Origin of the sequence: Streptomyces sp. NPDC059832 (genome assembly GCF_042731715.1) — a bacterium.
In the GTDB taxonomy this organism is placed as follows: domain Bacteria; phylum Actinomycetota; class Actinomycetes; order Streptomycetales; family Streptomycetaceae; genus Streptomyces.
The window spans coordinates 1-12239 of the sequence record NZ_JBHWIY010000009.1 but is presented as its reverse complement, the minus strand read 5'-3'; the positions used below and the strand labels follow the sequence as shown (position 1 = coordinate 12239).

At 71.9% G+C, this 12239-nt stretch carries 10 protein-coding genes and 1 pseudogene; 4 read left to right on the top strand and 7 right to left on the bottom strand.

Going from position 1 to position 12239, the window contains the following annotated elements; genetic code table 11:
- Positions 1–217 precede the first annotated feature (217 nt).
- Positions 218–1696: an amidase gene (locus ACFV8T_RS17560; RefSeq protein WP_385328367.1), complete on the top strand. Its 1479-nt coding sequence runs from the start codon at positions 218–220 to the stop codon at positions 1694–1696.
- A gap of 83 nt (positions 1697–1779) precedes the next feature.
- Entirely contained in the window at positions 1780–4296 is a 2517-nt protein-coding gene (locus ACFV8T_RS17555) for a SpoIIE family protein phosphatase (protein WP_385328786.1), read from the top strand.
- A gap of 31 nt (positions 4297–4327) precedes the next feature.
- Here ACFV8T_RS17555 and ACFV8T_RS17550 read toward each other — a convergent pair whose 3' ends face one another.
- The 3 genes from ACFV8T_RS17550 to ACFV8T_RS17540 all read right to left on the bottom strand — a co-directional run bounded on the left by ACFV8T_RS17550 (position 4328) and on the right by ACFV8T_RS17540 (position 7352).
- Positions 4328–5383, bottom strand: a complete 1056-nt coding sequence (locus tag ACFV8T_RS17550) for a biotin/lipoate A/B protein ligase family protein (protein ID WP_385328366.1) — start codon at positions 5381–5383, stop codon at positions 4328–4330.
- A gap of 86 nt (positions 5384–5469) precedes the next feature.
- Complete coding sequence (locus tag ACFV8T_RS17545; RefSeq protein WP_385328364.1) at positions 5470–6660, bottom strand: sensor histidine kinase; 1191 nt, start codon at positions 6658–6660, stop codon at positions 5470–5472.
- Entirely contained in the window at positions 6657–7352 is a 696-nt protein-coding gene (locus ACFV8T_RS17540; RefSeq protein ID WP_385328362.1) for a response regulator transcription factor, read from the bottom strand. Before ACFV8T_RS17540 ends, ACFV8T_RS17545 begins: the two co-directional genes overlap by 4 nt.
- Before the next feature lie 186 nt (positions 7353–7538).
- Here ACFV8T_RS17540 and ACFV8T_RS17535 point away from each other — a divergent pair, with 186 nt between their 5' ends.
- On the top strand, positions 7539–8183 hold the full coding sequence (locus ACFV8T_RS17535; RefSeq protein ID WP_385328360.1) for a M15 family metallopeptidase: 645 nt from the start codon (positions 7539–7541) through the stop codon (positions 8181–8183).
- A gap of 54 nt (positions 8184–8237) precedes the next feature.
- Positions 8238–9263, top strand: a complete 1026-nt coding sequence (locus ACFV8T_RS17530) for an endonuclease/exonuclease/phosphatase family protein (protein WP_385328359.1) — start codon at positions 8238–8240, stop codon at positions 9261–9263.
- Positions 9264–9465: 202 nt separating this feature from the next.
- Here ACFV8T_RS17530 and ACFV8T_RS17525 read toward each other — a convergent pair whose 3' ends face one another.
- The 4 genes and pseudogenes from ACFV8T_RS17525 to ACFV8T_RS17510 form a co-directional block, all read right to left on the bottom strand.
- On the bottom strand, positions 9466–9723 hold the full coding sequence (locus tag ACFV8T_RS17525) for a twin-arginine translocase TatA/TatE family subunit (RefSeq protein ID WP_385328357.1): 258 nt from the start codon (positions 9721–9723) through the stop codon (positions 9466–9468).
- A complete protein-coding gene (locus ACFV8T_RS17520; RefSeq protein WP_385328356.1) occupies positions 9723–10757 on the bottom strand; it encodes a sporulation protein in 1035 nt (344 codons plus the stop codon). The genes ACFV8T_RS17525 and ACFV8T_RS17520 overlap by 1 nt, the downstream gene beginning before the upstream one ends.
- Positions 10758–11063: 306 nt before the next feature.
- Positions 11064–12026: an electron transfer flavoprotein subunit alpha/FixB family protein gene (locus ACFV8T_RS17515; protein ID WP_385328354.1), complete on the bottom strand. Its 963-nt coding sequence runs from the start codon at positions 12024–12026 to the stop codon at positions 11064–11066.
- Between the two features lie 72 nt (positions 12027–12098).
- Positions 12099–12239, bottom strand: a pseudogene (locus ACFV8T_RS17510) (electron transfer flavoprotein subunit beta); the annotation flags it as partial.

Here is a 12239-nt window from a genome sequence, read left to right as displayed (position 1 = left end):
CTTTCGCCGCCCGTTTCCACCGGGGAACGTAGCAAGTGGCACTGACACTCTCCGGAGCGCTGCCCGCCCACGTTCCACCGAACGGTTGAGCGGACCGCTCACTACTCGTTACCCTCCGGTAAGTTCGTTCGGGCATACAGATGCTGCAGGCACACAGATGCTTCGGGCCCACAGACGCGTCGCGCGCCTCTGCCGATACGAGGAAGGCAGTCAGCCCATGTCCTCAACGGAAGCCGTGGAAACCACCGGACCGGCCGGCCCGACGGGGCTGGCCGACAGCGCACGGGAGCTGGCCGAGGGCCGCACCACCTCGGTCGGGCAGGTGTCCGCCGCGCTGCGCCGTATCGAAGCGAGCCAGGGCACCCTCAACGCCTTCAGGCATCTGCGCGCCGAGGCCGCGCTCGCCGAGGCCGCCGAGGCCGACCGACGGCTCGCGGCGGGGGAGCGGCTGCCCCTGCTCGGCGTGCCGGTGGCCGTCAAGGACGACACGGATGTCCTCGGGATGCCGACCTACTTCGGCTGCGACGGCGATCTGCCCGCCGCGACCGCGGACAGCGAGGCCGTACGCCGACTGCGGGCGGCCGGGGCCGTGATCGTCGGGAAGACCAACTCCTGCGAGCTCGGCCAGTGGCCGTTCACCGAGGGCCCCGCCTTCGGCGCCACCCGCAATCCGTGGCACACCGGCCACACCCCCGGCGGCTCGTCCGGCGGCTCCGCGGCGGCCGTCGCGGCCGGTCTCGTACCCGCCGCGCTCGGCTCGGACGGCGCCGGGTCCGTCCGGATCCCGGCGGCCTGGACCCATCTCGTCGGCATCAAGCCCCAGCGCGGCCGGATCTCCGGCCACCCGCACATCGACGCCTTCCAGGGCCTGACCGTCAACGGGCCGCTCGCCAGGACCGTCGCCGACGCCGCACTGCTGCTCGACGCGGTCGCCGGATCCCATCCCGACGACCCGCACCGGCCGCCCCCCGTCGCCGCCGCGACCGCCGCCCGCCGCGACCCCGGCCGACTGCGCATCGCCCTCGCCTGGCGCCCCCCGCTCACCCTCACCGGCTCCGCCCCCCACCCCGAGGTGCGGCGGGCCGTCCTCGCCCTGGCCGAGACCCTCACCCGACTGGGCCACGACGTGGAGGAGGCGAGACCCCAGTACGGGCTGATCGGCCTCGGTTTCGTCCCCCGCGCCACCGCAGGGATCGCCGAACTCGCCGCCCGCCACCCCGACCCCGCCCTCCTCGACCCGCGCACCCGCAGCGCGCTGCGCACCGGCACCCGGCTCGGCGGCCGGGTGGTACGAGCGGCCAGGGAGCGGGAGGTGCGTCAGCACCGCAGGATCGGCGCGTTCTTCCGTCCGTCCCGGGGCCGCGCCGGGTACGACGTACTGCTGACCCCGACGACCGCCCTGCCGCCGCCCCCGATCGGCCGGTTCGACGGGCTGAGCGCCTGGCGCACCGATCTGGCGATGACCGAGGCATGCCCGTACGCCTGGCCCTGGAACGTTCTGGGCTGGCCCGGCATCAACGTACCGGCCGGGTTCACCGCCGACGGGCTGCCCGTCGGGGCGCAGCTGCTCGGTCCGTCCCGCAGCGAGGAGCGGCTGATCTCGCTCGCCGCCCAGCTGGAGGCCGACCGGCGTTGGTACGAGCACCGGCCCCCGGCCTCGACCGTCGGGCCGGCGCCGGGTGGGGCCGGGGACTGACCACCCCGTGCCCGCCCATGGTCGCTCGCACCTGAGCGCGGGAGGCGGGATCATGGACAAGGAGTGGATGGGTGGTGGCCAGTATGGCGTGTGCAGGTCCGCAGTCGGCGCCCGGCGCCGAGCCCTCGCCGCCCAGCACTCCCCGGCACTCCTACGACACGGCGACCGACGCGACCGCGGTGGTCGCCGACACCGGAACGGTCGTGGGCTGGACGCACAGCGCGCAGGACCTGCTGGGGTACCGGGCCGCGGAGGTGGTCGGGCGGTCCGCCGGTTTCCTGCTCGCCATGCCCGAGGACCCGGTCCGGGTGGCCGGGATCGCCGAGCGCTGCCGCGCGGGCGTGGGGTGGCGGGGCGTCGCCGACGTGCGGCGGCGCGACGGCGGCCAGGTCGAGCTGGACCTCCGGGTCTCGGCCTCCTTTCACCTGGACGGCCGGGAGTGCTTCCTGGTCTCCGGACGCGAACGGCGGCCGGAGTGGACGGTCGGGCAGTCCGTGCTGGACGCCTTCCTGACCGGCTCGCCGATCGGCATAGCGGTGCTGAACCCGGCCCTTCGCTACACCTGGATGAACGACACCCTGGAACGCCTCGGCGGCGTTCCGCGCGAGGACCGCATGGGCCGCCGACTGAGCGAAGTGCTCCCGGGGCTGGAGGCCGAGGCCATCGAGACGCTCATGCGCGGTGTGCTGGACACCGGCATCCCCGTCATCGACTACGAGTACCTGGGCTGGACCTGGGCCGATCCGCGCCGCAAGCGCGCCTACTCCACGTCGTACCTCCCGCTGACCGACAGCGACGGCCGTGTCACCGGCGTCTGCTACATGGTGATGGATGTCACCGACCGGTGGAATGCCCAGCAGCGCCTGGCCATGGTCAACGATGCCGGAGCCAGTATCGGCTCCACCCTGGACGTGATGCGTACGGCTCAGGAGCTGGCCGACTTCGCGGTGCCGCGGTTCGCCGACTTCGTCGTCGTCGACCTGCTGGAGACGGTCGCCAGGCCTGATGAGCCCGGCCCGTGGCTCCCGGGCACGGGGCTGTCCGGGCCGGAGCTCGCCCGTTCCGGTGCCCTCACCGGCTCCTCCCGGCCGAGGATGCGCCGTGCGGGGATGAGTTCGGTGCACGAGGGCTGCCCGGAGGCGGTCAGCCGGGTCGGGGAGCCGGTGGACTTCGTGCCCCCGCCCCACGACATGCGGTTCCTGATCGACGGCGAACCCGTCCTCATCCCGGTCCTCGACCCCGACAACCACGCGTGGTCGGCCGAACAGCCCGACAGGGCGGCGCGCATCCGCGAATACGGACTCCATTCCCTCATCTCCGTACCGATGCGGGCCCGGGACACGGTGCTCGGCCTGACCACGTTCATCCGGTCGGTGAATCCCGCCCCTTTCGAACCGGACGACGTACTTCCGGCCCGCGAGATGGTGGCACGGGCGGCCGTGTGCGTGGACAACGCCCGCCGCTACACCCACGAGCACATCGCGGCGCTGACCCTGCAGCGCAGTCTGCTCCCGCATTCACTGCCCGGCGGAATGGCCCTGGACGTGGCCTCCGCCTACCTCCCGGCGGATGCCAAGGACGGTGTCGGCGGCGACTGGTTCGACGTGATCCCGCTGTCCGGCGCCCGGGTCGCCCTGGTCGTAGGCGACGTCGTCGGCCACGGCATCGGCGCCGCGGCCACCATGGGCCGGCTCCGCACCGCGGTCCACACCCTCGCCGACATGGACCTGCCGCCCGACGAGCTCCTCGCCCACCTCGACGACCTCGTGCTCCGCCTGAGCGACGCGGAACCCGAGGGTGAGGAGGGCGGCGGCACACCCGTGCTCGGCGCCACCTGCCTGTACGCCGTGTACGACCCGGTCACCCAGCAGTGCACCATGGCACGCGCAGGCCACCCGCCGCCCGTCGTCGTAGCCCCGGACGGGCGCGTCAGCTTTCCCGAACTGCCCGCGGGACCCCCGCTGGGCCTGGGCGGAATGCCGTTCGAGACGGCGGAGATCACCCTGCCGGAAGGGAGCCTGATCGGCCTCTACACCGACGGACTCATCGAGGGCAGGGACTGGGACCCCGATCTCGGCATGTCCCGGCTCGGCGGCGCCCTGGCCCAGCGCGGACTACCGCTCGACGCCCTGTGCGCGTCGGTCGTGGAGCAGCTGGTCTCGGTGCCCCAGCCCGATGACGTCGCTCTGCTGCTCGCCCGTACCCACGAGCTGAGCGCCGACCACGTCGCCTCGTGGGAAGTCCCCGACGACCCGGCCGCCGTCGCCGGGGTCCGGGCCCGGACCGCCCAGCTGCTGCGGACCTGGGGCCTGGAGGAACTGGAGATGACGACCGAGCTGATCGTCAGCGAGCTGGTCACCAACGCGGTCCGCTACGCCACCGGGCCGATCCGGCTCCGGCTGCTGCGCCAGTCCGCGCTGATCTGCGAGGTCTCCGACACCAGCAGCACCTCGCCGCGGCTCAGGCACGCCCGCACCACGGACGAGGGCGGCCGCGGCCTCTTCCTCGTCGCCCAGCTCACCCGCCGCTGGGGCACCCGCTACACGGCCGAAGGCAAGATCATCTGGACCGAGCAGGAGCTCCCGGCGACGGGAACCTGAGACTTCGGGCCGAGCCGTCCCCACTACTCCCTCACGACACCCGAGCGGTCCATTCCTCCGTGCCGAACTTCGTCCGTACCAGCTCCTCGGCCCGCGCCATCTCCTCGTCCGTCACCCTGCCCCGGGTGAGGCCGTGCCGGGTACGGAAGGATTCGATCATCCGCTCGATGACGGCCTCGCGCGCCAGCCCCGTCTGACGGCGCAGCGGGTCGACGCGCTTCTTCGCGCTCCTGGTGCCCTTGTCGGAGAGCTTCTCCTTGCCGATCCGCAGCACCTCCAGCATCTTGTCGGCATCGATGTCGTACGACATGGTCACGTGGTGCAGCACGGCCCCCTCCCCGCCGACCACACGCTTCTGGGCCGCGCCCGCGATCTTCCCGGCGTCCGTGGCGATGTCGTTGAGCGGCTGGTACCAGGCCCTGATGCCCATCTCGCCGAGCGCCCCGAGCACCCAGTCGTCGAGGTAGGCGTAGCTGTCGGCGAACGACAGGCCGGAGACCAGGGCGTCCGGGACCGAGAGCGAGTACGTGATGGTGTTGCCGGGCTCCACGAACATGGCCCCGCCGCCGGACACCCGGCGCACGACCGTGACGCCGTGGCGTTCGGCGCCCTGCGGGTCGACCTCGTTGCGCAGGGACTGGAAGCTGCCGATGATCACGGCGGGGGAGTCCCACTCCCAGACCCGGAGCGTGGGCGGGCGGCGCCCCGCGGCGACCTCGGCGGTGATGACCTCGTCGAGGGCCATGTGGAGCGCGGGCGACTGCGGAGCCTCGTGGATGAGCTGCCAGTCGTAGTCGCTCCACTCGGTGGCGTGCGCGAGGGCCCGGCGTACGGCGACGGCGACGCCCTCGGAGGTGAGGCCGAACATCACCGTCGAGGCGGGCAGGGCCGCGTCGATCCGGGCGGCGAGACCGGCGGTGTCGGTGTTGGCCGGTGCGCCCTCCAGCGCCGCGTCGATCGCGAGGATCGCCTCGTCCGGTTCGAGGAAGAAGTCCCCGGCGACCCGTACGTTGCGCAGCGCCCCGCCCTCGACATCGAGATCCACCACGACGAGCTTGCCGCCGGGGACCTTGTACTCACCGTGCACAGCCTTGCCTCCACATCCGCCCGACCGCTCTACGAATCGGCACCGAACACCCATAACGTCACCACTGTGCGGTTTAGTTCCCGCGCTCAGCGTGACGGAGGTGCGGCGCCCTGCGGAGCGCCGGGCACGGATACCCGGACGGTGAGTCCCCCGCCGGGGTTGGGGGTCAGGTTCAGGTCCGCGTGGTGGGCGCGGACGATGCTGGAGACGATCGCCAGGCCGAGGCCGTGGCCGCGGCGCGTGGGGTCCTGCTCGGCCAGGCGCCCGCTGCCGCGCAGGAACGGTTCGGTGAGGCGGTCGACCGTGCCGGACAGGGGCGGTCCGGTGTTGGTGACGGTCAGGAGGGCGCGGCCGGGACGTGCCGGGTCGGGGCCGGTGGTGAGGGCGAGCGATCCGCCCGTGGGCAGGTTGTGCCGTACGGCGTTGTGGAGCAGGTTCAGGACGAGCTGGCGCAGCAGTACGTCGTTGCCGGTGGCCGGGGCCGGGCGGGTGTCGGCGGAGACGGTGATGTCGCGTGTCCTGGCCTCCTCGCGGACGGTGTCGACGGCTGCTCGGGCGGTGTCGGCGAGGTCGAGGTGCTCCGTGGTGGGCGGGGTGTGATCGAGGGCGGAGAGTTGCAGCAGGGCGTCGGTGATGTCGATGCCGCGCTGGTTGGTCTCGCGGAGCCGGGAAACGAGCCGGCGGTAGTTCTGGCCGTCCGGATCGGCGACGGCCACGTCGAGCATGGTGCGGCTGACGGCGAGCGGAGTGCGCAGTTCGTGCGAGGCGTTGGCGGCGAAGCGCTGCTGGGCGTCGAAGGACCGCTGCAGGCGGGCGAGCATGTCGTCGAAGGTGTCGGAGAGGTCGGTGAACTCGTCCCGCGGGCCGGTGAGTCCGATGCGGTGGTCCAGGGAGCCGTCGGCGGCCCGGCGGGCCGCCGAGGTGATGTCCTGCAGGGGGCGCAGGACGCGGCCCGCGATGAGCCAGCCGCCGCCGAGCCCGATCAGCGCGAGGAGCAGCAGGGTGACGCCGGAGGCCTTGGCCAGGGCCTGGAGGATGTCCGGCCGGGTGGCGACGGCCGCGGCCTGCGGGTTCACGTCGCCCAGCGGGTAGTTGGGCACGAAGCGCATGGCCAGGTACACCACGACCAGGCTGAACGCCCCGGCGACGACGACGAACAGGGCGTAGGTGAGGGTGAGCTTCATGCGGGCGGTCAGCCGCCGCGGCCGCCCGGACCGTGCCGGGCCACCGGCCGTGTCCGCGTCGCCGTCCAGGTGGGGTGCCGTCCGGCGGTTCACTGCGCGTGCCCCGTCCGCTCGTTCTGCCCCGCCGGCTCGTCGAGACGGTATCCGACGCCGGGCACGGTGTGGATGGCCGACGGATCACCGAGCCGTTTGCGGAGCGTGGACATGGTGATGCGGACCGCGTTGGTGAACGGGTCGGCGTTCTCGTCCCAGGCCCGCTCCAGCAGCGTCTCCGCGCTGACGACGCCGCCTCGTGCGGTCATGAGGACTTCCAGGACGGCGAACTGCTTCCTGGTGAGCGCCACGTACCTCCCGTCGCGGAAGACCTCACGCCGGAACGGGTCCAGCCGGATTCCCGCGTAGTCGATGACGGGGGGTGTGCCGTCCTTGGGCCGGCGGGCCAGTGAGCGCAGACGTACGACCAGCTCCTTCAGGTCGAAGGGCTTCGTCAGGTAGTCGTCGGCGCCGATCTCGAACCCGGTGACCTTCTCGTTGATCAGGGCCGCCGCGGTCAGCATGAGCACGCGGCAGCCGAGGCGCCGTTCCACGATGATCCGGCACACGTCGTCACCGTGGGTGCCGGGGATGTCGCGGTCGAGTACGACGACGTCGTACTCGTTCACGTCGAGGCGTTCCAGGGCGGTGTCGCCGTCCCCGGCGATGTCGGAGGCGATGGCTTCGAGCCTCAGCCCCGCCTGCACCGCCTCGGCGAGATACAACTCGTCCTCGACAATCAGCACCCGCATACGGTCTCTCCTGCTCTGCGCCTCACCCGGCCGTTCGCCGGCCTGCCGGACCGTTCCCATGGGAACGGTCCGGGGATATCGAAAACGTATCGGGAAATCGAAACGGCCCGACAACATGGCCTGCCGTTCACTCGAAGCATCCGTCCGCGGCACCCGCCGCCACGTCCGAGATGCCCGGAGGCCACCATGCACGACGACCCCACCGCGAACAGCTCCACCACGGCAGCGCGCCCCTTCCCCGGCCGGATGGTGGCAGGAGTCGGTGCGGTCGTCGTGGTGGCACTGGCGGCGACATGGGGCGTGACGGCCCGGAGCGAACCGGCCGCGCGTGCCGCCGCGGCGGCGGACCACGAGCGGGACGGCGGCGAAGCGACCACGGAGGCCACTCCCGAGGGTACCGAAGGCGGCGACATACCGAGCGGTCGGGAGCTCACCCCCTTCGACACCCGGTACCCGGCCATCGGGCGGCTGGACGAACCGTTGCTGAAGGCCGTCCAGGCGGCGGCCCGGGACGCCCGTGACGACGGCATCGAACTCCGGGTCACCTCGGGATGGCGTAGCAAGGAGCACCAGCAGCGCCTGCTGGACGAGGGCATCGAGAAGTACGGAAGCCCGGAGAAGGCCAGGCAGTTCGTGAACACCCCGCAGAAGTCGACACACGTGTCCGGAAAGGCGGTCGACATCGGTCCCACCGATGCCGACGACTGGCTCATCCGCAACGGCTCCGACTACGGCCTGTGCCAGGTCTACAGCAACGAGATGTGGCACTTCGAGCTCCTGACCGGCCCCGGTGGCACCTGCCCGGCTCCCCTGAGCAACGCCGCCGGCTGACCGGCGATGCGTTCAGCCCGTGAGTCAGCGCCGCCCCCTTCCGAAGGACATGCCATGGCCGATCCGCGCGAGGACCCCTACCCGGATGTGCACATCGGAGGCGGCTTCTCCGATCCCGCCGGGACACCGCCCGCCGACCAGGGTCCCGGCCGGCCCGGCCCGGGACGGCGCAGGAACTGGATTGCGGGCGCCGTCGCGGTGGCGACGGGGCTCGTGATGGTCTGCCACTCGTTCGTGCCCAACTCGCCGGGCAACCTGGGCAGCCTGCTGGAAACCGTGCTGCCCTGGACCGGCCTGGCCGTACCGGTGCTGCTCCTGGCCGCCCTGCTCCGCAGGTCCGTGCCGGCCGTCATCGCCGCCCTCCTTCTCGGCGCCGTGTGGTGCGCCGTGTTCGCGTCCCTGTTCCTGGGCGGGCACAGCGATGCCGAGCCGAACCTGACCGTGGTCACCCACAACGTCAACGCCACCAACCCCGACCCCGCCGCGACCGTCCGGACGCTGCTGGCCGCCGACCCCGATCTGGTGGCCCTGGAAGAAATCACCGGCGACGCCCTGCCCGCCTACCGGAAGGTGCTGGACCCCCGGCTCACCCACTCCGTGCACATCGGCACCGTCGCCCTGTGGAGCCGCTACCCCATCACCGAGTCCCGGCGCCTCACCATCGATCCCGGCTGGAGCCGCTCGCTGCGCGCCCGGATCCAGGGACCGAACGGCCCCGTCGCCGTCTACGTGGTCCATCTGCCCTCGGTCCGCGTCGGCGTATCCGGTTTCACCATCGCCCGGCGCGATGACACCCTCACCGCCCTCGACCGGGCCCTCGACCACGAGGAGCAGAAGAAGGTCCTCCTGCTGGGCGACCTCAACGGCACCACCACCGACCGCAACCTCGCGCCCCTGGTGTCCCGGCTGACGCCGGCCGAGGACGAGGCCGGCACCGGCTTCGGCTTCAGCTGGCCCGCGGCCTTCCCGATCGCCCGTATCGACCACATTCTCACCCGGGGCGTCACCCCCACCGACGCCTGGACCCTCCCCGCCACCGCCAGCGACCACCGGCCGGTCGCCGCCAGGCTCAGGGCGTAGGCCGTACAGCGGGCGGACCCCGCCGGGCCCCGTGCACAGGCCGGCGCGGGCACACCGGGCCGCGACCGTTCGGCCGGAGGGCACGGGGTGGGGACCATGGACGAACAGCGGCGGTGCCGCGGATGAAGGACCCCGGCGATCGGGCAGCAAGCGCGTCGGCACCGGACGGACTCCGGCGTGGACGCCTACCGGGCCGGGTGACTCATGTGCGGTCCCGGGACCGCGGCCCCAAATCCCGCTGCGGGTCCCCGGCGTCGTGCCGGGCGACGGTCTCGCCGCGGATGACGCGAGGCTCCCCCGCTTCCCCCTCGGCGCCGGTCGTCTCCTTCATCGCCTTCGCCTCGGCCTTGAGGATGCGGGCCGACTTGCCGGCGGAACGGGCCAGTTCGGGGAGCTTCTTGGCGCCCAGGACGAGTATGACCACGATCAGAATGATCGCGATCTCGCTGATTCCGAACATCAGTCGTCCCCGTCCCCGTCGTCATCGTTGTCGTCCTCGAAGAAGTCCCCCACCTCGTCCACGACTTCGGCGGCGACCATGCCGCCGACGACGCCGACCGCGAGTCCGGCCGCGCCCACCGCGACGGCCGTTCCCAGGCCCGGCCCGGAGCGGTGACCGCCGTCGTGGTGGTGGTCGCCGTGGTGGCCGTGAGCGGGCTCGTGGCCGTGGTGCCCGGCGTACGGATCGCCGTGTCCGTACGCGGAGCCTTCCGCGTACGCCGACCGGTGCTCGATCAGCTGCCGGAGCCAGCCGTCGACCAGAGCCCGCCAGTCCTGATGGTGGATGCCGTCGTGCGCGACCGTGAACCGGGTGAGTGCGTCGTGCCCGCCGGAGAGGAGTCCACCGCGCCTGTCGGCCTCCAGGACCACCTCCATGCCGCCCGCGGTGGCGAGGAAGGTCACCTCGATCTCGTTGACCGCGTGCGCGTACTGCGGCGACGGGGTCAGCTCGATCTCCTGGTAGAAGGGGAGTTGCTGGCCGGTGCCGCCGATGCGGCCGTACTCCAGATCCGCGGACTTGAAGCCGAAGCCGAGCTGTCCGAACGCTTCGAGGATCACCTCCTGCACCGGCAACGGGCCCACCGCGAGCTGATCGAGATCGCCCTTGTCCTTGGCACCGGCGACCGCCAGCTCCGTGCGTACGCCGAGCACGATGCCCAGGCTCTGCCCGTACAGCTCGGTGATCGGCGTCTCCCACGGCAGCGCGACCGTGAACGGCACACTGAGCTGCTCGCCCTCGGCCAGCCGGAAGCCGCCGCCGACGACGAAACGCTCGAAGGCCACGACGTGCTCGTCCTCGCCCTCCTCGTGCTCGGCCTCCACCCGTGCGACGAGTTCCAGCGCGATGTGGTCGATGTCGAAGTCGGCGCTGCCGCCCTTGAGATGGACCTGGCCGGACAGGGGACCGCCGGGAGCGGCCGCCCCGGTGGTGAGGACGGTGTCGACGGTGGGGCCGCCCACGCCGAGCGAGCCGAGCAGTCGTTTGAACACCATTGAGGCGTTCACTCCCTTACGTGCGTACGAGGGGTGCGGGGGAGTCCGGGAACGCCTGCGGCGGCTCCCGTTCTCTACAGACGTGTAGAGCATAGGGCCGGTGGCGAGGCTTCCGGAGCCGTGAGGGCTCGGCGGACGGGAAAGTCCGAAAAGGATCGCTCAGGAGGTCCGGGTAGCTGCTTGACGTGCGTGTTTTGCCGTGCTTTTACCGTACGGGATGGTGGTCGGAAAGGGTGCGGGGCCGTGTGGTGCGTGTGCACCGCACGGCCCCGGACCGTCGGACGTGTCCTGCGGTTCCGCCGCGGGTCAGCCCTTGCGGGCGTTGACCTCGTCGGTGAGCTGGGGGACGACCTGGAAGAGGTCGCCGACGACGCCGTAGTCGACGAGGTCGAAGATCGGGGCCTCGGCGTCCTTGTTGATCGCGACGATCGTCTTGGACGTCTGCATGCCGGCCCGGTGCTGGATCGCGCCCGAGATGCCCGACGCGATGTACAGCTGCGGCGAGACGGACTTGCCGGTCTGGCCGACCTGGCTGGAGTGCGGGTACCACCCCGCGTCCACCGCGGCACGCGAGGCACCGACCGCCGCACCGAGGGAGTCGGCCAGCGACTCGATGAGGTGGAAGTTCTCCGCACCGTTCACACCACGCCCACCGGACACGACGATCGCGGCCTCGGTCAGCTCCGGACGCCCCGTCGACTCACGCGGCGTCCGCGCGGTCACCCTCGTGCCCGTCGCCTGCGCCGAGAACGACACCTCCAGCGCCTCGACCGCACCCGCCGCCGCAGCCGCCTCCACCGCAGCCGAGTTCGGCTTGACCGTGATCACCGGGACACCCCGGGAGACCCGGGACCGGGTCGTGAACGACGCCGCGAACGCCGACTGCGTCGCGACCGGACCCCCCTCACCCGCCTCCAGATCCACCGCATCGGTGATGATCCCCGACCCGATACGCACCGCCAGACGCGCCGCGATCTCCTTGCCCTCCGCCGACGACGGCACCAGCACCGCCACCGGCGACACCACCTCGCACGCCGCCTGCAACGCATCCACCTTCGGCACCACGAGATACTCACCGAACTCCGGCGCCTCCACGGTCAGCACCCTGACCGCACCGTGCTCGGCCAGCACCCCGGCCGTACCGGCAGCACCCGCACCCACCGCCAGCGCGACCGGCTCACCGACCCGACGCGCCAGCGTCAACAACTCCAGCGTGGGCTTACGGACCGCACCGTCCACGTGATCGACAAAGACGAGAACTTCAGCCATGAGACTTCAAACTCCTGCGAGTAGCAAAGAAGAAGGGAAGAGGAAAGGAACCGAACGAAACGGCGCGCCCGATCAGATGAACTTCTGACCCGCGAGGAACTCCGCCAACCGGCGGCCACCCTCACCCTCGTCCTTCACGATCGTGCCCGCACTGCGGGCCGGACGCTGCGCAGCGCAGTCCACCACGGTCCACGCACCCGCCAGACCGACCTC